General features: G+C 55.0%; 14 protein-coding genes. 7 read left to right on the top strand and 7 right to left on the bottom strand.

All coding sequences use genetic code 11. From position 1 onward, the window contains the following. Nucleotides 1–99: 99 nt before the first annotated feature. The 6 genes from CGZ80_RS26135 to CGZ80_RS26115 all read right to left on the bottom strand — a co-directional run bounded on the left by CGZ80_RS26135 (nucleotide 100) and on the right by CGZ80_RS26115 (nucleotide 8,725). Nucleotides 100–1,260 carry a hypothetical protein gene (locus CGZ80_RS26135; protein WP_094418838.1) on the bottom strand — a complete coding sequence of 387 codons (1,161 nt, stop codon included), beginning with the start codon at nucleotides 1,258–1,260 and terminating at the stop codon, nucleotides 100–102. Nucleotides 1,261–1,379: 119 nt separating this feature from the next. Continuing rightward, nucleotides 1,380–3,287 carry a reverse transcriptase family protein gene (locus tag CGZ80_RS26130; protein WP_143544170.1) on the bottom strand — a complete coding sequence of 636 codons (1,908 nt, stop codon included), beginning with the start codon at nucleotides 3,285–3,287 and terminating at the stop codon, nucleotides 1,380–1,382. Nucleotides 3,288–3,293: 6 nt separating this feature from the next. Then, nucleotides 3,294–4,979, bottom strand: a complete 1,686-nt coding sequence (locus CGZ80_RS26125) for a hypothetical protein (RefSeq protein ID WP_094418631.1) — start codon at nucleotides 4,977–4,979, stop codon at nucleotides 3,294–3,296. 264 nt (nucleotides 4,980–5,243) lie between these two features. Beyond that, entirely contained in the window at nucleotides 5,244–7,010 is a 1,767-nt protein-coding gene (locus CGZ80_RS26120) for a hypothetical protein (protein WP_094418630.1), read from the bottom strand. A 565-nt stretch (nucleotides 7,011–7,575) separates the two neighbouring features. Beyond that, nucleotides 7,576–7,752 (bottom strand): hypothetical protein, encoded by a 177-nt coding sequence (locus tag CGZ80_RS28140; RefSeq protein WP_158222856.1) that lies wholly within the window; start codon nucleotides 7,750–7,752, stop codon nucleotides 7,576–7,578. Nucleotides 7,753–8,134: 382 nt separating this feature from the next. Continuing rightward, on the bottom strand, nucleotides 8,135–8,725 hold the full coding sequence (locus tag CGZ80_RS26115; RefSeq protein WP_094418629.1) for a tRNA (cytidine(34)-2'-O)-methyltransferase: 591 nt from the start codon (nucleotides 8,723–8,725) through the stop codon (nucleotides 8,135–8,137). 238 nt (nucleotides 8,726–8,963) lie between these two features. Here CGZ80_RS26115 and CGZ80_RS26110 point away from each other — a divergent pair, with 238 nt between their 5' ends. The 4 genes from CGZ80_RS26110 to CGZ80_RS26095 all read left to right on the top strand — a co-directional run bounded on the left by CGZ80_RS26110 (nucleotide 8,964) and on the right by CGZ80_RS26095 (nucleotide 13,013). Beyond that, nucleotides 8,964–9,776, top strand: a complete 813-nt coding sequence (locus tag CGZ80_RS26110; protein ID WP_198953795.1) for a hypothetical protein — start codon at nucleotides 8,964–8,966, stop codon at nucleotides 9,774–9,776. Nucleotides 9,777–9,901: 125 nt separating this feature from the next. Continuing rightward, nucleotides 9,902–11,131, top strand: a complete 1,230-nt coding sequence (locus CGZ80_RS26105; protein WP_094418837.1) for an HD domain-containing protein — start codon at nucleotides 9,902–9,904, stop codon at nucleotides 11,129–11,131. Then, nucleotides 11,122–11,919, top strand: coding sequence for a glucosamine-6-phosphate deaminase (nagB, locus tag CGZ80_RS26100; RefSeq protein ID WP_094418628.1), 798 nt, complete (start codon nucleotides 11,122–11,124; stop codon nucleotides 11,917–11,919). The genes CGZ80_RS26105 and nagB overlap by 10 nt, the downstream gene beginning before the upstream one ends. Before the next feature lie 29 nt (nucleotides 11,920–11,948). After that, nucleotides 11,949–13,013: an NAD(P)-binding domain-containing protein gene (locus tag CGZ80_RS26095; RefSeq protein WP_094418627.1), complete on the top strand. Its 1,065-nt coding sequence runs from the start codon at nucleotides 11,949–11,951 to the stop codon at nucleotides 13,011–13,013. Here CGZ80_RS26095 and miaA read toward each other — a convergent pair. Then, nucleotides 13,010–14,020, bottom strand: coding sequence for a tRNA (adenosine(37)-N6)-dimethylallyltransferase MiaA (gene miaA / locus CGZ80_RS26090; RefSeq protein WP_233148691.1), 1,011 nt, complete (start codon nucleotides 14,018–14,020; stop codon nucleotides 13,010–13,012). The genes CGZ80_RS26095 and miaA overlap by 4 nt on opposite strands. A 69-nt stretch (nucleotides 14,021–14,089) precedes the next feature. On the opposite strand from miaA, the gene CGZ80_RS26085 reads away from it, so the two are divergent. The 3 genes from CGZ80_RS26085 to CGZ80_RS26075 all read left to right on the top strand — a co-directional run bounded on the left by CGZ80_RS26085 (nucleotide 14,090) and on the right by CGZ80_RS26075 (nucleotide 21,122). Then, nucleotides 14,090–14,665, top strand: coding sequence for a GNAT family N-acetyltransferase (locus CGZ80_RS26085; RefSeq protein ID WP_094418836.1), 576 nt, complete (start codon nucleotides 14,090–14,092; stop codon nucleotides 14,663–14,665). A 134-nt stretch (nucleotides 14,666–14,799) separates the two neighbouring features. After that, complete coding sequence (locus CGZ80_RS26080; RefSeq protein WP_409994569.1) at nucleotides 14,800–15,930, top strand: glutamate--cysteine ligase; 1,131 nt, start codon at nucleotides 14,800–14,802, stop codon at nucleotides 15,928–15,930. Nucleotides 15,931–16,049: 119 nt separating this feature from the next. Continuing rightward, nucleotides 16,050–21,122, top strand: coding sequence for a tetratricopeptide repeat protein (locus CGZ80_RS26075; protein WP_094418624.1), 5,073 nt, complete (start codon nucleotides 16,050–16,052; stop codon nucleotides 21,120–21,122). Nucleotides 21,123–21,140 lie beyond the last annotated feature (18 nt).

The following is a 21,140-nucleotide window of genomic DNA, read 5'->3' as shown; positions in this document are numbered from 1 at the left end:
GCGGCAGCAGTCGAACGATTGAGACGCGCATGGCAAACGACCTAAGCGTGTGGCAGGCCGGATTGCCACAGAGTCTCGTTTTGCCGTCCGATTGAGAAGCTAGGTGAAACAGCAGGCTGAGCTTGCTTGCCCGTGGTGATGGCGGCGGCCTGTTTGCCTGGCGTGCTCTTTGACTGCATCAGGGCGTCCGACGCAACTTGACTTCCCAAAAAATTTCGGCCAGTGCCAAACTAAATCACGCCACATGGTGACGTCGATTCCAAGCTTGCCGACGACGGTTACAAGTGATTTCGGGATCTCGGCTGACAGGCCATCGACGCTTTGCTTTGCGGTCCAGCAGAGTAACTCCCAGTACGCTTCCCAGTTGACGCTCAAAAAACCTCGATTGCTACTTCGAAGTCCGTCCGCATGGACTTCGGCATCGTTGGTTAGCTTTTCCGGTTTTAGTCGAATCGGACTCAGCCATCCGTCTCGCCGAACTCGACGTCCAGTTGGATTTTTCTTTTTCTGTTTCTTCTCGGCGCGTAACGTGTCGACCGTTGTTTCGCGAATCTTTCGACCCGCTTCATCGGTACGAATTGCTACGAGGTCGAAAGCAGCCGACGGAATCTCCGCGCCACGTCGAGATTTAATGCGATCAAACGCGCTTGTGTGTGGAAAGTCCTCGACGTTTTCGGCGATCGCGGCGCGTACTGGGTTCAGATCCACGTACATGCTGCAGGCGAGTAGTGCTGCTTCGTCGACAATGCGTTGTGCTTTAAACCGTCCTTCCCAGAAACTGCCCGTGCATTCGTCTTGCTTATTGGCCATCCGGGCAATCGGTTCGGAGAGGGCCCTCATGAACCATGAGAGATCGCAAAGCCGTTCACGGATTATGGCGATCAATTTCTTGTTTCTCGCAAGCGTTTTAACATCATTTTCGTTGGGCTCCGCAAGGTGCTCTTCAAGTCGCTTCCCTGGATAGACTCGAAGCCAGCGGATTGCGACCTCTTCGTCGGTCCATGTTGCACAGACGTCTGGGCGATTGCGCAGAATCTGATGCATGTGGTTGCTCATGATGGCATACGAAAGTACGTCGATCGCAAAGACAGACGCCAGAGCTTCCATCCGACGTCGGATCCATTCCTTGCGGAACGAATAATCGATTCCAGTGACCTGATCGAAGCCGGCAAGCCACGCGCGGCGAACGCAACGCTGAGTGATGTGTACTATACAAATGTCGCTTGTGGTGAATTGTTCACATCGCTTCGGCCGCGGCATCACACTCTCCATGCAGGGGGGTGTCGCTATCGTAGGCGTAGGGTGTTCGATGTCAACTGAACGGTGGGTGGCACCATTCTGGAGTTGATAGGTGGGTGGCACCTAACGCAAGACGGGCGCTAGTCGCCGATTGTCTTTAATTTCGCTTTCAATTCGCTTGCTTTCTCCGGATGCGTCATGCCGATGTAAGCAATCATGCCTTCAAGTGAAGCCCGAAAGTTGGGATGGCTATTGCGGTTTTGAGCTTGGAGTCCCGTTTGTGATGCATTGTGCAAGATTGCCCGTAGCTGTCTCAGCTTCTTGCGGCCAACTCCCGGCTTTGAATTCACGACCAAACTCGTCACCTTTTGCGCTGTATTCTGACGCAGCACACGAGTCTTCGACGGCTTCACCCGGAAGCCTTCGTCCTCGCTGATATGACGAATCTTGGCAATCGTGTAGCCAATTCGATTTGCCAAATCCTGCCCGCCGGAAAGTGTCAAGTCATCCGCGTAACGCGTGTACGTCGCCCCAATGCACTTTGCAAACCCAAGAATACGCCGGTCCAGTTTGCCTGCGACCAAGTTGGACAACGCGGGGCTCGTGCATGCTCCTTGCGGCAGCACCCGTTGCCCAGTGGCGACATAGTACGTCGCCCCTTGGAAACTCACTTTCCGTCGCGGCGCTTCGGTACAGATCAGTCCGAGTACCGTTGAAACTGCCGGTGAGTATCCAAGCCGCTCAAAAGTATGTCGAATCCGTGCAAACCCAATCGACGGGAAGAAGTCTTCCAGGTCCATATTAAGGATGACGTCCTGCCCAACATGTGGTGCCGCACCGGTCGCTGTACCACGTCCTGGCACAAAGCCATGAACGCAGTCGTCGACAGGCATCCCACGTAGAATCTGAGAGTAGATCCATCGTTGTGCTTCAGCGAGTCGCGGCAGCGGTGCAGACAGTCGCCGAACACCGCCGGCACGTTTGGGGATGTCAAATTCGACGTAGTGAGTCGATGATGCAACGTCATCATGAAAGGCTAGCCATCGCAGTTGGCTGAGCTGAATCCCCATCGCATCGGCAAGTTCAGTCGTCGTATGCAATATCGGTAGGCCGGCCGCATTCAAACGTTCTTCGTCGCTTTCGCACAGATGCAGTTTTGTCGAAACGCGGCGACCCAAAAAATCGATTCGTGTCGCGCGACGTATTTCGATTTCTTCTCTTCGTCGCTGGCGCTTGGCTTCCGACTCAGCTTTCTTTGCAGCTTTTCGTTCTGCTTTCGCACGCCGGTCTTCTGCAACCGCATCCCGCCCTGCACGATTCGCTTGGTGCCGCATCAGCAACTCGTCAGGCCGGTAGCGATCCATCTGAGCACCGACCTCATGGATCCGGGCCAGTTCTTCTGGCGTTATCAACCCTGCAGTGATCATTGCCCGATCAATCAATAACGTGCGTGGATCATCGATCGGCGGAATCACATCACGCCGACCGAACCACGGGCTAGACCAAAGGTTGATTGACTTCGCGCCTGCGAGCAACTCTTTCCGGCTAATCGGAAGAAGCGATGGGGCATTCAAATTCAGCGTGACGTTTTTGCGCTGAGCCGCACGAGTCGCCTGAGTTGCTGGGGCCTGATTGGCTAAACTCCTGGCATCTTTCGAACTGTCGGATCGATCCGAATCGCCTCGTCCTAAAAGGAATTGCTTTAGCCTGGCAAGCAAGCCTGGCTTGGGTTGGCTAACTTGGTCGGGGTGATCGCTCGCCATGAGCGAGGATTGATTGGAGCGATAGTGATTCGCCGTGAAACCAACCGGATGATAGACAAAAGGTTTTGTTCCATCGGTGAGCTGGACCGAAGAACGCTGGTAGCTAGTTCCAAGAATACCGCGACGATGTAAGTCGTGCAGAATGTTGCGTGAGTCGCTGTAGTGAACCTGAATGCCCGCCGCGCGAGCTCCCAGAGTCACGTCAGCCGCCGTGAACGCTTCGTCGCAGTTGACCAATTCGATCACAAAGCGTTCGACAGCTTCGGTGGTTGCTTTATCAGCCATCGACACCTAGCTCCAAAACCGTTGGTACCAACTTTCGACTGAATCGACCGCAGATTCGTTGAGCAACGAACCGCGAAGCGCTTGCAAGTGTCGACACGGGCCTTGCCGCAAAGCATTTTTAAAGTGGTGTGGGCACGTACAATTTCCGCGAGTTATCCGTCCGTCGCCATCGATGACTGCACCGACTTCCCTCCCTTCAATCGTTCCTTCCATGATCCGAAGTCCTGAATCCGTCGTTTGATCTCGCGAGATTTTAATGCGATTCTGAGCCACTAGTCGTTTCGCCGCATCCGTCTCTGGATCGTCCCCGCCTAGCTGTTCGAACGTCAGTGGAGCCGGCATCACTTGTCGCCAGCGATAGGTCTTGGCAGGCAAGTCGTGGATCACTTGGCCGAGCAGCGCTAATCGATTCAACCCGGCAGCGATTTCGACTGGTCGCGTTGGAATCGTTTGACACAAGCGTTCAAAGGTTTGTGACGGAGAGTCTTTGAATGCCGCAGCGATATGAGTCAACATCGCATCGCTTAGATCCACTGGAGCGGCGAGTTGTGACAGTGCCGACGACTTCGTCCAGTCGTTCGTCGTCCATCCGCTCAATGCCAATGTCAGTCGCATTGCGCCCATCCGGATCACCCAAAAACTAGGCAGTCCTGATCCGGACACATAGAGTTCAGCGGAGTCGGTGATCGGCAACAATCGAGACAAAACGTGAAGGCGATCACGTCCCCATAACCGCACCGAAAGACTTTGTGTAAAGTTTTCTGATTGCGGGGGAAGCTGGATCGCTTTTTCCCAGGGCTCCAAGACTAGTCGAGCAACTTGTCCACGGTGACATTCGATTCGTATCGCCCGTGGGCTTCGTTTCGCACGATGTCGTCGAAGGTAGGCCAGCACGTTATAAAGTGCTTCACGACCGATTTCGACTCTTCGCATTGGTAGACTCATTGCTGACTGAAGTTGCATGAAGCCGCGCAGCCATCCATCGGGTAGATCAATTTTTTCTTCGTAGTGACCACCAGCCGATTCGGTCGTAGCGGAAAAGCCCTGCGGGTCGATTACAAAACTCGTTTGCCGATAACTACGCAGTGTTTGAAAATGTTCGTAGAGTTGCCACGAGTAGTCGACGTTGGTCGTGCCGATCGCTACATCTGATTCGGATTGGAATGCCTCGCGATCAACCGATAAGCAACCGTAACTCGATTCGTCAGCACTAAAACACTCGAACAGCAAAACGTCGGGCGCGACCGTGACGACAGGGTCACATGGCATCAAGTGCCGCCACATTTCCCGGTCGTGCAACAGCAAATGCGCGGAGTACTTCATCCGCGTTCGCCAGTACTTTTTACGCATCGATTGGAATTCGGTTTCCAGCCCATCCGGCATCGGTTCGATTTGATGGTCGCGCAGTTCGCCAAGTCGGCTTTGGTACGTCCGTCGGCGAAGTTGATTTTCGCGTTCCCGTTCGGCGACCTGATAGGCTTCGTACGCCGAGCGATCTCGTGGTTGGAAACGCAGGTCGCTGATCACGATATCGTGCAACGCGCCAATCGCTTCACGAAACGAAAGAGGATCGGTCAGTTGTCCCCGAAAGCTGACGCGATCACGGCGCAGATTCGGTGCCAACGCGATCGCGAGGCCTGAAGGTCCGCGGCTAATTTGGCTTCGCTGGCGATAGCGTACTGATAGATCCATCGTGATTAAAAAACACGGGAGGAGTGTTCGTGCGACCGACTTCAACGCGTTGACCAAGGTCGTTCACCCAAGCCAGAGACTACACCGTAGCGGCGTAAACCTCGTTGCTTCAGTTCGCCGCTACGGTGTAGTCTCTGGCGAACGAACAACGGCTTTGGGGAAGCATGGCGAAGCAATCTCAAACCATGGCGTAACACCACAGCAAATTAGTCTCGGTCGACGACGCACTCCTCCCGATGGTTCAGTGTTTTCTGTTATATCGTTTCATGGCGAAAACGTCAGCTCAACAAAAGCCGATTGGAAACGTTCTCGCAAATTCGGGTGGCGCTCGGCAAGTTGCGTCAGGCCTGCGATGGTTGCTTTCCACTCGGGGCGGCGAATCGACTTGAGGCCAACGGCGAGCAGTGGTTCCAAACGATCGGCTTGATCGGGTGACGCCATCAGGTGATTGATCACTTGAAGAATAACGCCGGGTTTTCGCCGACTTCCACGACGCGTATTGAGCAGGACTGCTGCCCAAAGTCGTTGTAGTTCGTGATCGTCGAGTGTCGATGCAATCAGCCCATTGCCGATGTCTCGTGACGAAAGCTTGCTTTCGAGCAACTGTTGCTCGAGCAATTCAGCGAGCGGCAGTTGAATGTTGTCATAGGGCGATTCGATCAGACGCTGCCAAAGAAGAGTTTCGTTGGTCAAGCGAGCGTCTGAGATCAACCATTGCCAACCTTGCTTTCGTACGTCGGAGTATCGGCTGTCGAGTGGCTCTAACGCGAGTTCGGGAGTAAACGCAGGCGAGGCCGCTACCATGCCTATTGCGGTCGCGACAAGCGTTTCGCGGGTGCTTTCTGAGCGGGCCTCGCAAACGTTGAATGCATCCAGGCATTCCGAACGAGTCGACAGGGTACGTGTCTGGAGCCACTCGTTGGCTAAGCGGGCGACGAGTGCTGATGGCTGGACCGCTAGCGAAACGATTTGATCGAGGGTCAGTCGGTCTGGGGCAAGGTGTTCTCTTGCCAAGTTACAGAGGCTTGCGATTACCGCCGGGTTGTGGCTTGACAGCAGGGCTAGCCAGTGTTCGTCCTTGAATTTTGCAGCGGACGCGCCGACTTGCAGTGATTCGATCGCGAATTCAGCGAGTTCCGTTTGTTCACTCGCAAGCCAACTAATTAGGGTGCCAATGTCGATCAACTGAATTGCGTCGGCATGATCCGCTCGCAATAAAGCGATGCACCATTGGCGTACGGGACGGCATTGTGCGGTGGTTAATAATCTGAGCAGCGGTTGTGCGTTGGTCTTCCAAGCCGTTGGGAATGCTGGTGCGGCGGACAAATCGGCGAGCGAGGCGTCTTCGGCCAAGGTCCAACCTACTGGCGGCGATTGGAGTAGCTTGCTGTGATGAAACATTGCATGGATCATGCCCCAGTTGTCTAGCAACGCAACACCATCTCCGACGTCGTCGTCGCGATAGCGGTCAAGTGCGACTGAAATCGCTTTGATGTAGCGAACGGGATCCGTATTACCGAGGTTTCGGAAGTAACGCCAGCTCCGACGTCTGAGGTACCGACGTGTTTTCAAGCTGAAGAGTCGTCGTTCCTCAAGATTGCGCATCCATTTCAAGATGCGCGGGTCGCGAGGCAGTGCGGAATCTGGAGGCGCGACGAGTCTTTCTTCTTCCCAGCTTTCTCTGGATTGCCAGTCGTATTGGTGGGTTTTCCGAATCTGGCGACGAATGGAACGATCAAACGCGACCATCATCCACGCCATTACTTTGTCGTCCTCAGCTTTTTCGGCCAACTTAAATAGCCGTTTGACCAGAGCTTCGTGGCGGGCGTGATTGAGTGGCTGGTCGAGGTATCGACTGAGGAATTCACGCGATTCAGGGCGACGATCGCTCAGCCAGCGGCTTGCAAAGTTGCCGAGCTTCTCGGCGTCGTCGCAGCGACAGAGTTCATCAACGAAGGCGGGGGCACCGGTTTCGAAGTGTTCTTCGACAAGCAGCCAAGAGCTGCTGTTGGATTGCGAACGCCCTGCCATGTCCGATGTGCTTCTTCCGGTGAGACCTAATCAATCGCGAAATGCACCGTCGATTATACGGACGTTCAAGCCACGATGTTGCAGCACTAGCAATTCCGACCAACCAATAGGTGCCAGGCACTTTATGGATCGAGTCCGTTCAGAATAAGCAAAAATCGACAACCTTCTAAGCTGGACACTTTGCCGGTTCCGCTTTGATTTGCTAGCCAACCAATGCTTTCTGAAAGGTGGGTGGCACCGAATGTGGTTGCCAGCAAACAGTGCGAAGGCAGGAAAGTGTCGGGCACCAATCAGAGAGACTTGCGCGATGACAGGTCGCAGTTAGGTGGGTGGCACTTTCTAAGATGAGGCTGTGCCATCAGAAGACGGAAGGTGGGTGGCACCTTTCGGGAGACGGTTGTTGCTCGGGGAGAGCAATGTTTGGTCGTTTTGCTTGCTCGCCGTCGGTCGACTCTAGGAATCAAGACCTCGGGCTCAATCGGCCAGCCCTAGTGCATCAGGCCGATTTGCTTTGGCGGTTGTTTTGCGGGGGCATCGCCCTGGCCCGCTTCTGGTTAATCCGCAATCACTTGCTGGCGACGGCATTTGCACGCGTCGTCTGCAACGTGCTCGTTCCACGACCAATCCCAATCTGCTGCAACATTGCAACCGAAATGGACATCATGTTCCCATGAACAGTTTGAATCACGATCTCGGCGGTAGCGGCGCTGGTTGCTGCAGTTTGTGGAGTCAAGGTAACCATCGTTGGCCTCATTGATGGAATTGGAGGAAGATAACCCTTTATCGGATCGCTTCTCCTAGCAAGATTCGTTCCAATTCTTACTTGGTGACAACATCTTTAAATTTGAAGCACACCAGACGTAGTCCACCCAGGTTTTCTCGCTCTGAGAAACGTTCTGACCTCTCCTCATACAACGTTGACGGACCCGGCGCCAAATCCGACTTTTGGGATTTCTGTACGCCGCCATCAACGTGACGTCTCACGTCTCATCGTGAGAGCCACTCCCTCGCTAAATGTTCAGAGAAGGTTTTGTACAGGCTACTCGCCACCAGCGAGGGTGTGGCGACAACGCAGCAGCGTCCGTGATCACCCTGGAGCCATGCTAGCTCGATAAGCACTTCGCCTAAGAGTTGCCTGCCTGTTGGGCTCGCTGGTGTAATTGTCGCTGCTGCTCGAACAGCACAATTCCCGCCGTTGTTGCCAGATTCAAACTTCGCACCACCTTGGTCGTCGGAAGTCGCAACGCCTGTGGGTTGCCCGGCTGCACGATCTCTCTCGGCAAGCCTTTCGATTCGCTGCCAAACACAAAGCAGTCCCCGTGCTGAAACTCCACGTCCCAAATCGTGCGTTCGGCGAATCGCGAGAAAAAGTAGATGTTCGTCGCCGGCAGCTTTTGCACCAGTTCCCCCCAGTTTTCGGCGTCATCAAAATCAAGGTGCTGCCAGTAATCCAGCCCAGCCCGCCGAACCCGTTTCTCGCTGTAATCAAACGCCGCCGGTCGAACGATCCAAAGCTTCGCGCCGACGGCAACACACGAACGGCCAATGTTACCGGTGTTGGGAGGAATCTCTGGCTGGTAAAGAACGACGTGGGCGACGGGGTTTGCCCGATCCGCTGAAACGGTTTCGACCTCACGGGCGGCAGGGGGTTCTGAGGGCGAGCCCTCGGAAATCGGCGGCTGGATGACGGGGTCGGGAGTCGCTTCGTCAGGCATATGTCAGTGCGGTCGCAAGAATTTAGATCGAGTGGCTTTGCCGACACCGCTGGGCCACCGCCATCAGGGTGGGTGCCCGATGGGTTGCAAAGTGCTGGCCGGGCGTGACAAACTGTCCGTACATCATGACAGATTCCACGCAGATTTCAGCGGGGTGTCTCCGGTCATCCTCAACGCCCCCGAAACCGATGCCTGTTCCAACGGCCCCGGTTCAAACTCTAGGTAGCGGCCCCGATTCATGCCGATCCAAGTCACTTGCCGACATTGCCTGAAACGATTCCAAGTAAGCGACAAGTTCGCCGGCAAAACGGGCCCCTGCCCCAATTGTAAGAAGCCGATCGAAATCCCGGCGCTCGATGAACAAGTCGTCATCCACGCCCCCCAGGACGATTCGCCCAAGGACAGCAAGGGCGAAAGCGTTCTCAAGCCGATCACCCGCAAAGAAACGGACGTCACCCGCACCGGACTGCTGATCACGATTGGCTCCATCGTGGCAGTTTTCGGGTTGGCCGTTGTGTTCCGCTTCACACATCCCGATGGCGTTCCACTGGCGGCAAAGCTGGTCGCGCTCTTTATCGCCGCACCGCCACTGATCTGGGCTGGCTACTCCTTTCTTTATGACCAAGAACGCGAGCCCTACGTCGGACCCGAGCTTCGAAATCGCGTGCTGGTCTGTTCTGCGATCTTTCCACTGATCTGGTGCGTGTACGCGTTTGTGCCCACCTATGTCTTTGAACTCGATCAGATCAACGAAATGTCGTGGGCCGTTTTTGGAGTGACACTGTGCGTAATGATCGCACTCGGGGGGCTGGCATCCGCGGCAACCTTTGAACTCGAATACTTCAACGGCGTGGTCCATGCCGGAATGTACTTTGTTTCAATCGTCTTACTGGCGTTTGTCAGTGGCGTTACATTGGCGGGAGTGGAGACAGATCTCGACGAAGACGACGACCGTGATTTGGTGCAGCTTGTCAGCGAATCCGCCTCGCCCAATCATCAGGGATTTTTTGAGTCTCCCCGCCCGATTCCCCCTACCGCAACTCGCCTGTGATTCGCCTTCCCGAAATCGATCTCCTTCACCAAGCCGGTGCAGGTTCGGGGTCCTTGATTCGGATACCGCCCTCTGATTCCGTTCCGCTCTCTGATCGAGTCCGTCGTCTGCTCGACACTGCCTCGATGCATCGACTGGCCGGGATTAGCCAACTTGGTTTGGTCTCTCGCGTCTATCCCGGTGCGACGCACTCGCGTTTGGAGCACACGCTAGGCGTTTACCACAACGCGCTGAAATTCTTGGCACGTTTTTCAGCCGACGATCGTGGCGCCGCGCTGCTAGATGATGCAAACAGTGACGCATTTGTCTTGGCAGCACTTTTGCACGATGTCGGGCATTGGCCGTTTTGTCATTGCATCGAAGACATGATGCTGGACGACGTCGCACGTCACGAAGAACGTGCACGTGGTATCATCCTGAGCGGCGAAATTGCATCCTTGATCGAAAGCGATTGGCGTTGTTCGCCCGATGACGTGGTCTCGCTTTTAGTCGGCGCCGATTCCGCCAAGCCCGTCGAACGATTCTTGCAAAGCTGTCTGAGTGGACCTGTCGATATCGACAAGCTCGACTACCTGCAGCGTGACAGTCTGCACTGCGGCGTCGAGTATGGTCGCAACTTCGATTCCGGTCGACTGATTTCATCGTTGGTCGTTGATCCTCAATCGCACCGTTTGGCGGTCGGCGAGAAAGGACGTACCGCGGCCGAAATGATGGTCTTCGCCCGATACATCATGTTCAGCGAAGTTTATTGGCATCACGCCGTTCGGGCCGCGACAGCGATGTTGCAACGCAGCGTATTTCTGCTGCGTCACCGGTTGGACTTGTCCGCTTCGCTAAAGCTCGGCGATGCGGAATGGATCGCGCAGCTTCGCCGGACCGCTGCGGGAAGCTTGGCCGAACCAATGGTCGAAGGCTTGTTCGGTTCTCGTCGCCAGCTTTTCAAACGCGTTGTCGAATTCAGTGTCATCAACGGCGGAGAGGTGCATCAAACTTTGGCACACCGTCCGCACTGGTGGCTGGTCACGTTGGCCGAAGAACTCGCCGAGCGGCTGTCGAAACAATACAACGTGCCCGTCGCGCCGGCAGACATCTTGATCGATGCGCCACCGGTCAAATTGGAAGTCGACATCAACACCGTTGTCATTCACCACGACGGTACTCCATCGCGGCTCGGCGACGCTTCACCTGTTGCCGCTGTCCTTGCCGAACGCCAGTTTGATCATCACGTCAAGCGAGTGCGTTTGTTCGTCCGCCCAGACCTCCGTGAACTGCTCGCAGAAAAGCTGCCGACCGGGAAGCACTGGGCCGATCTGTTGCTCGAAACGGCTGAACTCGCAGAGAACCAATGGGCGTAAGCACCACCATCAACGGCATCTCCGTCCTGGTTTGTGATACCGCGGAGGCAGCTTCCGAAGCCACAGCAAAGCTGATCGCCAATCAGCTCAATGCGAATCCGCGATGCGTGCTGGGGTTGGCAACCGGTGGTACGCCACTGATGACGTACCAGTCATTGATCGCGATGAACCAAAGCGGTCAATGCAGTTTTCAAAACGCGACGACGTTCAATCTGGACGAATACGTTGGCTTGGCGGCAGACCACCCGCAAAGTTATCGCTCGTTCATGAACGACAACTTGTTCTCCAAAATCGACGTGCCGATTGAGCAGACATACGTCCCCGATGGACTGGCTGACAACATCGCCGAACATTGCTCACAGTACGAAGCAATGATCGATCGCCATGGCGGCATTGATTTGCAGCTTCTGGGAATCGGGCACAACGGGCATATCGCGTTCAATGAACCCGGTTCCGATTCGCAAACCAAGACTCGATTGGTCGATTTGGCTGGAAATACCATTGAACAGAACGCGAGATTTTTTAGCTCAGCCGATGAGGTTCCACGGCAGGCGATCACGATGGGCATCGCGACCATTCTGAAAGCCAAACAGATTGTTTTGTTGGCAATGGGCAGCGGCAAAGTCGATGCCGTGAACGCAATGTTGCTTGGCGAAGTCAGTGCAGATGTCCCTGCTAGCTTCCTGCGTGAGCACCCTGCCGTTACTGTCGTCCTCGACCGAGATGCCGCGGCCGGCTTGGGGATCGACACCACGCGTAAGATGCCAACAGAGCAACAGACAACCTAACCCACTCGCCCAACGCGATATCCAAAGCCATGAGCCCTTCAAACGAGCCCGCCCAATCAACAGAAGTCGCGATCGTCGGTGCCGGGCCGATTGGGCTCGAGCTTGCCGTCGCTTTGAAAAAGGCCGGTGTGGACTCCGTGGTTTTCGATGCGGGCCCGATCGGGCAAACGATCGCGTGGTGGGCACCTCAGACGCGTTGGTTCAGCAGCAACGAGCGGATCGCGATCGCAGGCGTGCCCTTGTTGACAACGGATCAATCTAAGGCGACGCGTGAAGAATACCTGATGTACCTGCGAGGCGTGGTGACGCAGTTCGATTTGAACGTCCACCCGTATTGCCCGGTCGTTGATGTGCAAGCGTCAGGCGACGGATTTTGTGTCACGACCAAACCGTCTGGCAATGTCACGCCTTGGAATGCCCGTGCGGTTGTGCTGGCCGTTGGCGGAACCGATCACCCACGCAAGCTTGGCATCCCCGGCGAAGACCTGCCGCACGTTGATGGCTATCTACGAGAAACGCATCGGTACTTTGGCCGTCGCGTTCTAATCATCGGTGGACGCAACAGTGCAATCGAAGCGGCGCTGCGATTACATCATGCCGGTGCGCATGTTTCGCTCAGCTATCGTGGCGACGAGTTACCAGAAGACGGCATCAAGTATTGGTTGTTGCCGGAAATCAAAGGCTTGCTGAAAGCTGGCCGCATCGAAAACTTCGTCGGTACCGAAGCAGTGCAGATCTCATCGCGAACGGTCAGCCTGCGGCGAAAGTCAGACGACGCATTGATCGAAGTTCCCGCCGACGACGTGCTGAGCTTGATCGGATACTCGCAAGATAAAACGTTGCTGACGTCCGCCGGCATTCACTTGCTCGATGAAGTGAAACGCCCTGAGTATGACCCGGAAACGATGCAGACCAACGTTCCTGGAATCTATGTTGCCGGGACCGCGGTCGCCGGTTCGCAAACCAGCAAGTACAAGACGTTTCTGGAGAACTGTCACGACCATGTCGACAAGATTGTCTCGCATTTAACGGGTCAGTCCGTCGAGCATTCGCGTGAGTACGAATCGCAAATCGTGGCACAGCCGGAGAGCTAGCCGCTGACTCGTTCGACCAGCCATTCAAGGATTGCGTCGAAACCTTCGAAGTCAGCAACTTGTACGGTCGTGATTTCGGAAAAGGATCGGAACCACGTTTCCTGCCGGCGGGCAAGCTGCCGAGTGTGGGCGGCGACTTCTTCGATCACTGTCTCGATCGGCGTAGACTCCCCACCGCGAATCCACTCGATGACTTCACGATATCCGACTGCTTGTGCGGCGGTGCGTGAAAGCTCGCCATGGTCGCTGAGCAGTCGCCTTACTTCGTCGACCAGTCCGATTCGGAACATCTCATTGACGCGTTGATTGATCCGCTGATGCAGTTGGGCACGCGGGTGCTGGATCGCGAAGACCTTGCAGGCGTCAGCATGCGTTTGTTGATCGAATTGGACTTGGCGGTGGCTGAGCGGGAATCCAGTGGCTTTGGCGACTTCTAAGGCACGGATCATTCGCCGCACATCGTTCGGGGCGATGCGACTCGCTGACAACGGGTCGACCTGTTGAAGCCGGGTGCGAAGTGGTTCGACGCCAAATCGTTCGACGTCTTTTTCGACCGCTTCACGAAACGCCCAATCTGGCGGCGGGCCGGGATCGAAGCCGCGCAAGATCGCTTTGAGGAACATCGGTGTGCCGCCGACAAAGATCGGTACCGCAGACCGGTCCAGGATCTCTTGGACACATTGGTGAGCGGCATCCAGGTAGCACGCCACCGAAAAATCTTCATCCGGATCGGCCAAATCCAGCAGGTGGTGGGGAACCTGTTGGCGGTCCTCGGGTGTCGGTTTAGCAGTCCCAATTTCCATCTGGCGGTAAACGGCGATGGAATCGAGTGACAATATTTCGCCACCGAGTCGCTTGGCGAGTTCGATCGCCAAGGAGCTCTTGCCCGATGCGGTTGCACCGGTCAGGACGATGGTTTTGTCGATCAGTGATGGGTAAGTTGAAACGATCGAGTCAGGCATGCGGATCAGGTGTGCGTCAAAAGCTGAATCGGAACGATTTGTCACGTTGTTCCGATCCGCTAAAGTTTAGGCGAAGAGGGCATGACCGGTAAACGCGTGGTAAAATTGCCTGCTATGGGGATGACATATTTCAAGCGATACCGGATGGAGTTCGACCTTCGCAATTTGCGAAGCGATGAGCCTATGGTTCCGGCCGAGTATGAGTTGGTGGCGTTTGCCGCTGACCAGCTGCGTGAGCATGCGATTGCCAAGTACAACAGCTTCCGATACGAGCTGGACGCCGATGTGTTTCCATGTTTGGCCCGTCGCGACGGATGTTTGAAGCTGATGCGCGACATCACCAGCCGGCACGACTTCGTCCCCCAGGCTACTTGGCTGATCAGGCATCTGGAACAAGATCCGACAACGGGATCGATTTGCAAGCTGCCCGTCGGAACGATCCAGGGTTTGTCGAGCGACGGCTGGGGAGCAGTTCAGAATCTGGGGGTGTCCCCGCTGCATCGCGGGAAGGGGCTCGGCAGTATCTTGCTGGCCAAGGCCGCGTCTGGCTTCGCGAGCGTCGGTCTTGAAAAAATGCACCTGGAAGTCACGACCGAAAACACGGGTGCGGTACGACTGTACGAGCGAATGGGGTTTCGCAAATCTCGGATTGTCTACAAGGCGGCTGAAGTCGCCGGCGCACGTTCTTAGACGTGTGCTGATTCGCTCGCGTCATTCTGTAATGGACGCTGCCCTAGTAGCCTTTCTCACGCCGGTCGCCTTTGGCACATAACGTGCACCTCGGTGGATGAAATCGCAGGACCATTCGCTTCCCCGAAATCACCATTGCTATGGACATCCCAGCCGTCGGCGTCGAAGAAGAGTATCAGCTCGTAGATCCAAATTCGGGAGCGATGCGGGCAGACTGCAAACGTGTGATGCGTCGCTTAAACGGCAAGGTGACCGCAGAGATCCAGCATGAACTGCATCTTTCGCAGATCGAGATGGCGTCTCCGATCTGCCACACGCTGGATGAAGCACAGCAATCATTGGTCGATACCCGACAGGCGCTCTCGCGGGCCGCGATGCAAACAGGTGCGGCATTATCGGCAGCCGGTACCAATCCACTGCCGCTGCCGCACACCGACGACATCACGCCCAAAGAACGCTACAACCGGATGACGCAGCAGTACCAGCAGCTGGCACGTGATCTGTTTATCTTCGGTTGTCACGTTCACGTTTCGATGCCCGATCGCGTGCTTGGGCTGGAGGTGATGAACCGAGCGCGTCGTTGGTTGCCAGCGCTGCTCGCGATCACCGCGAACAGTCCTTTTTGGGACGGCCACGATACAGGGTATGCCAGCTATCGACGTGAGTTATGGGCACAGTGGCCGATGGCAGGCCCACCACCGCATTTTCAAAGTTACGCCGACTACCAAGAAACGATTGCTGACTTGATCCAAGTCGGCGCGATTGCAGACGAGAGTTTCATCTACTGGGATGTTCGTCTGCCTGAAAAAATTCCGACGATCGAGTTCCGTGTCGCGGATGTGATGCTGCACGTTGAGGACGTTGTAGCGTATGTCGGACTGATACGAGCGATAGTGATGCAGACTCAAGTCGACATGGACGATCGCGTCACACAGGAGCCTATCTGTAACCAATTGCTCCGCCACGCGATGTGGCAGGCAGCTCGCTATGGTGTTTCGGAAAAATTGATTGACCCTGTCGAAAAAAAGCCACTTGATGCGCACCGTCTACTCGGGCGTCTCTTTGATTGGTGCGCACCGGTGCTGAAACAATCCGGTGACGTTGATCGCGTCGAGTCATTTCTTCATCGCTTATCACAGCACGGAAATGGCGCGATGAAGCAACGTGAGTGGGCGGGCAATTCGCTCGATTTTTCTGAGGCCGTCCGCTGCTGCGTTCGAGAGACTGCACACGGTATTTCCCTTGCTGATTGCTCTAGTCAGTAAAAAAATAAAAGAAGGGTCGCGAACCCACCCGCCGCCGCACTGTCGTGAGATCCAAACTGGTATCATCGTTTGCTCCGTCATAATTTTGACTGGGCAAGCTCATCACAGTCTGGGTTCGCATGATGCAATTCGAAAGCGAAAGTCTACTCGATCGTCACGTCGATCAAACCATTGATTTCACTGTCATACGCGCCGAAATGCGTCGTTTAGCGGATCAGGGTTTGTATCTTGATAATTATGAATATGTGAAGTCACAGCTTGGTGATGACCTGCTGCAATGGCCGGGTTGCGAAGGAGGCCTATTGGCGTTGCGAATCGCTGACTGTCTTGGCGGAACGCAATTGGCGAACGTGTTGACGTATCGTTTGGGGCGACTCTACCCAGACAATCTCGAAGTCAGGTTTTTGCGCACGATGCAAAAACTTTCGCGGCAGCCTCTGGCACGTGTTTGGCTGCAAATTCGGGATCAACAGCTGGAGACTGACGATCCAGAGTTGCAGTCACAGTGGGCCGTCGTGAAGGGCTTAATCCTTTGTGGGATGCGAGACTTTGATCGAGGATTTGAGTTGCTTGAGCAGGGGCACTCGCTGTTGCCAGACGACCCACGCCCGGTGCTTCGGATCGCAACGGCGCATCTGTCAAATGACCGTTTGGACCTTGCCATCCAAACGTGTCGAGATGCGGTTGCGATGATCCCTAGCTACCCGCCATCGATTCAAACGCTTTCGCACCTGTTGCTGCAAGACAATCAGGTCGACGAAGCATTCGAAGTGCTCCGCGATTCGATCGGTACAACACAATCTGGTGGGTGCAGGTTACAGCTCGCAAGTATGGAGATTCAGCGGCGTCAGTATGCTGCCGCGAAAGAGCTGATTGGTGATTTGGAAGATTACTTTCCGTTAGCGGATCCGGCACGCAATGGCCGAGCGAAACAGGACAGTGTCCGTTCGTCGCTCGCGAAAATGCGATCCGAATTGGCTTGCTACGATGGCGACTACGAAACTGCGATCGCGCTGGCACACGAAGCAAACAATAAGTTTCATGACACTTTGGTCGAGAATCTCAAAAACAATCGTGAAGGCGGAAAGCGGAAGCGTCTTGATGTCCCATTTGTACGACAAAACGATGTGACGTGCGCACCCGCGACACTCGCGATGTTGTCCGCCTACTGGGGCATCGAGGTCGATCACGACGCGGTCGTAAACGAGATCTGCTATGACGGCACAGCTCCTGTACGCCAACGCGCATGGGCCGAAGCAAACGGGATGGTCGTACGCGAGTTTCGTCTGACGGAACAAGTCGCACATCAGCTAATTGATGCGGAGATTCCCTTCGGTATCTCGAGTGTTGACCCGGGTGGCGGGCACATCAACGTCGTTTGCGGATACGATTCGAGAAGGGGTGTCTTGTTAATGCAAGATCCAGGGACATGGCACGGGATCGAAGCGTTGTTGCGGGAGTTTATTGAGCAGTATCAAGCGTTCGGACCGCGTGGATTGGTGCTGATTCCACAAGGCAAGCAGAGCTTGCTTGAGGGAATCGAGATGCCGGACGTGGATCGCTATGACCAACAGCACGCAATCGCGATCGCACTGCAAAAGCATGATCGTGACGATGCCGTGGCGATTCTAGATTCGATGCGATCGTCCGATCCGGACAACCTGATCACGTTGTGGTCCGAAGTTGAATTGGCTCGCTACGATTTCAATTTGCCGCAGCGATTGAATGTGATTCAGAAGTTGCGTGAAAACTTTCCCGATACGGAATTGCTAACCCTCGCTGAGTGTGACTTGTTAGCAATGATCGATCGTCAAGACAAAGTGATTGAGCGTTTGCGCGAGTGCGTGCGTGGGGAAACGCCAAGCATCGAAAGTCGATTGCGTTTGTTGACCCGTTTAGAGAGCGAATCGGATAGCGAGGAAAAACACGAGCAGCTTCGCAGGATTCTCAAGGACGCACCGACAAATCCAGAGGGGCTGTCCCAGGAAGCGATTTTGCTTTGGGATCGAATGCAACGGGACGATGCGTTGGAGCTTTTGCGTCTGGCTTCGATGACGGGAGAGCGCGATGAAGATCATGCGCGGCGGTATCTGGCAGCCGCGGCGCGGATGAACCGTCAAGACGAAGCGATCGAGGTGATGCGTGTTCGCTTTGAAAAGCATGGTCACGCGAGCGGCCAACCTGGAATGACGTATGCATACGCTCTTGCAAGAACAACTCACGCCGATCGTGCGGCGGAAGTCATTCGCAAAGCCTTGCAGGTACGTCCCGAAGACGGCGATTTGTTGTGTGAAGCTGCCTCCGCCCTCGGTCGGTTTGAAAAACCTTCTGTCGGACTTGAGTTGCTGGAAAACGCGACCATTCCGCTTCCAAAAGACCAGGTGTTGTACGCCAAGGCAAACCTGGCGCTCAGTGCAGGGCAACCCGACGAAGCTTTAGAGGCGTTGCTGGATTTGCATCACCTGCAACCGATGAATTTCGATGCGGTCTCACGTATCGCAGACCTCAAAGCGACCGTCGGAGGCATTGGCGGTGCGATCGAATTCTTGGAACGAATTACCTGTCGTCACCCGCATTGCCGTGGCCTGCTGTCGATTACGGCCGAATACATGCATCGTGCGGCACGCTACGAAGATGCCGTCGGATACTTGGACCGAATCTTGGAGACCTGTGATTTTGACGCCTGGGCTTGGCGAGAGCGATCATTGGTTTGCTCGGCCGCCGGATGGTATGACGAAGCCTATCGAAGCGCCGTCCGAGGGCTGGAATGCGAGCGGTCGGCGATGTCGTACAACATTCTCGCCGAGGCCGAGTCTGGTCAAGGTGATGTGGAATCTGCAGTCAACCATTGCCGCCAAGCGGTGCAATTGGACTGCGATTATCCACCCGCAATGTTGACGTGGGTGAAGCTCTGCAAAAATGAGGACGAAAACAAAGAGACGCTCGACGAGATCTTTCAGCAGCTGGTCTTTCAACACAGCAACGGCGATGGCGTGATCGCATACAAGCGTTTTTCAACGGGTTTCGTTGATGACGCAAAGCTTTGTTCGCAGTATCAGCAACTCCGTGAAGTCCGGCCGGACGTGTTGACAATGCACACGATCGCTGCCGATCATCATTGCGATTGCAAGCGTTTCACTGAAGCCGAGGAAGTCCTCCGTAGCGTTGAAGAACGTTTCAGCTACTTACCCGAATATTGGCAACATCTTGGGGAAGTGTATCTTGCCAAAAATGACATGCCAGCTGCGGTTGAAGCGTTCGAGAAAGCGTTGGAATTGGATCCCTTTAACCGCGATCTCGCCATTCGCACCGCCCAGGTTTACCAAACAGTAGAACGCCCGCAGGACGCCGAAAAAACGCTTCGTCGGGCTCTCGGTGCGGCACCGGCAGACGCCGCGTTAATGGTGGAGCTTGGAAAGCACACAGAAGACGAATCAGAGCGTGGCAAGTTGATTTTCGACGCCGCGATGTTATCGCCAAATAACAGTGACACATGGGCGATGCTGTTGTCGCTGTGTCAGTTTGAAAATCGCGAAGCGGATGCCGTACAAGCCGCGAGAGATTTGGTTGCCCAACGTCCGAGTGATTCCAACGCGACCTTGCGTTTGGCCGAAATGTTGCATCGTGAGGATCAATGGGATGAATCGGTCGGTGTGATCAAGTCTGCCATCGAGCGTGACCCGCGTAATGTCGATCTACATGGGTTGCTTGCTCAGCGGTACTACGAACGCGGAATGATTGATGATGCCATTGCGAGCTGTTCCCCCGAAGGCATTGATCCGTTTGATCTAAACCAGTTGAATCTATTCGCGGCGAATCTTCTGAACTTAACCGGCAAAACGGAGGAGGCGTGCGAACGGGTGGTTTCTGCATTGGAACGTGACCCGAGTAACTTAGAAGGCTGGAGTCGCTTGGCGGATTGGGCGGAGACACTCGAGAAATTCGAACTGTACGATTTGGCTTCAACCGCGTTGTTGGATCGTGCACCGTATTTGGCGTCGAGTCACGGTTACTATTCCAGCACGGCCCTGCGACGAGGCAACCGAGAGGAAGCCAAAGAGCATTTGCAACGAGCGCTCGACCTCGACGGCGGGTACGTCTATGCGGTCCCCGAGCTACTCGGGCTATTCATCGAAGACAGCGAAATTGATCGGGCAGAACGCTTTGTCGGTTCACTGAAAGATCGCGTCGATGAGATGGCGTTGTCAATTGCCCAGGGGACGCTGGCGATTGCACAGGGGAATGACGCAGGCTTGATTACCGTTTTTCAAAAGTTTCCCAGCGATGCAGACTATGTCACGATCACACGCGAGATCCTTCGGCATTTTGAGCTAAGCTCCGACGGAGAGCTTGCAAAGTCGTTGAATAAAGCGGTCCGGCAAAAAAACGCCTCGGCAAGCTTGGGTTATCTTTGGTCACGAATCAACGTGCAGGAAGATAATCTTGCGGAAGGCGTGAAACGATTCCTAAAGCTTCCGGAAAAGTCAGAGGTACTGTCGGCCGCCGCGTTCGATGTGATCAGGAAGGTTTCGGTTTGGTGTGAATCGGACGATATGGCTATCCGTAAATCAGGAAATCGCCTTGCCATTCGCATCGTTCGAAAGCTTGGGACGCTGACTTATGGAAGCGGCATGCTTTGGAAAGCGGCGACATGGATGTTGTTATACGGCGAGGAAAATAAGCGAGCCGCCAAGCTGGCCTCGAAGTATCAGCTGGTCGTCGACCGAGAAGCTCACATGATGGTGCCGGCTGTGCTGGCGGCGCTTTGTCAGCGTGACTTGCGATTGGCAAGTGAGTTGGTTCAGGACGCAATTTCCTATCGGGCTGATTCAATGAATAGCGAGATGATGGTCATCATCGCTATGTACGGTGTTCATGCCATGGATCTCGATCGATTGGACGAAGCGATTCGACTGGTCGATAAGAACGACTTGGACTGGGCATTCAAACGGATGGCCCAATTGATCACAATCGGCGTCGACTGCATTCGCGAAGGACGCGGAGATGAAGAGCGATTGATCGACCATTGGATGGACGAGTTCGCCCATCGAGAGCTTCAGCAGGTCGACCAGTACGTGTTTGCAGAGTTGCGTGGACGGATTGCCGAAGCGGCCGGACAGCGACGCTTGGCGAAGAAGCTTCGCAAAGCGAAATACGTCATGCCTCGCAACGAAGCCCCACCGGCGAATTGAATGTTTCCGGTGAGGGCG

This window comes from Rhodopirellula sp. MGV, from assembly GCF_002251265.1.
Lineage (GTDB): Bacteria > Planctomycetota > Planctomycetia > Pirellulales > Pirellulaceae > Stieleria > Stieleria baltica_A.
The sequence above is the reverse complement of the archived record's forward strand: the minus strand, read 5'-3'. Positions and strand labels throughout refer to the sequence as shown.

Excerpts from the sequence above, each read along its gene's own strand:
- CGZ80_RS26130 (WP_143544170.1), bottom strand. The coding sequence starts at position 3,287 with ATGGCTGATAAAGCAACCACCGAAGCTGTCGAACGCTTTGTGATCGAA.
- CGZ80_RS26105 (WP_094418837.1), top strand. The coding sequence starts at position 9,902 with ATGCATCGACTGGCCGGGATTAGCCAACTTGGTTTGGTCTCTCGCGTC.
- CGZ80_RS26085 (WP_094418836.1), top strand. The coding sequence starts at position 14,090 with ATGGGGATGACATATTTCAAGCGATACCGGATGGAGTTCGACCTTCGC.
- CGZ80_RS26095 (WP_094418627.1), top strand. The coding sequence starts at position 11,949 with ATGAGCCCTTCAAACGAGCCCGCCCAATCAACAGAAGTCGCGATCGTC.
- CGZ80_RS26110 (WP_198953795.1), top strand. The coding sequence starts at position 8,964 with ATGCCGATCCAAGTCACTTGCCGACATTGCCTGAAACGATTCCAAGTA.
- CGZ80_RS26135 (WP_094418838.1), bottom strand. The coding sequence starts at position 1,260 with ATGCCGCGGCCGAAGCGATGTGAACAATTCACCACAAGCGACATTTGT.
- CGZ80_RS26075 (WP_094418624.1), top strand. The coding sequence starts at position 16,050 with ATGATGCAATTCGAAAGCGAAAGTCTACTCGATCGTCACGTCGATCAA.
- nagB (WP_094418628.1), top strand. The coding sequence starts at position 11,122 with ATGGGCGTAAGCACCACCATCAACGGCATCTCCGTCCTGGTTTGTGAT.
- CGZ80_RS28140 (WP_158222856.1), bottom strand. The coding sequence starts at position 7,752 with ATGGTTACCTTGACTCCACAAACTGCAGCAACCAGCGCCGCTACCGCC.
- CGZ80_RS26125 (WP_094418631.1), bottom strand. The coding sequence starts at position 4,979 with ATGGATCTATCAGTACGCTATCGCCAGCGAAGCCAAATTAGCCGCGGA.
- CGZ80_RS26115 (WP_094418629.1), bottom strand. The coding sequence starts at position 8,725 with ATGCCTGACGAAGCGACTCCCGACCCCGTCATCCAGCCGCCGATTTCC.
- CGZ80_RS26120 (WP_094418630.1), bottom strand. The coding sequence starts at position 7,010 with ATGGCAGGGCGTTCGCAATCCAACAGCAGCTCTTGGCTGCTTGTCGAA.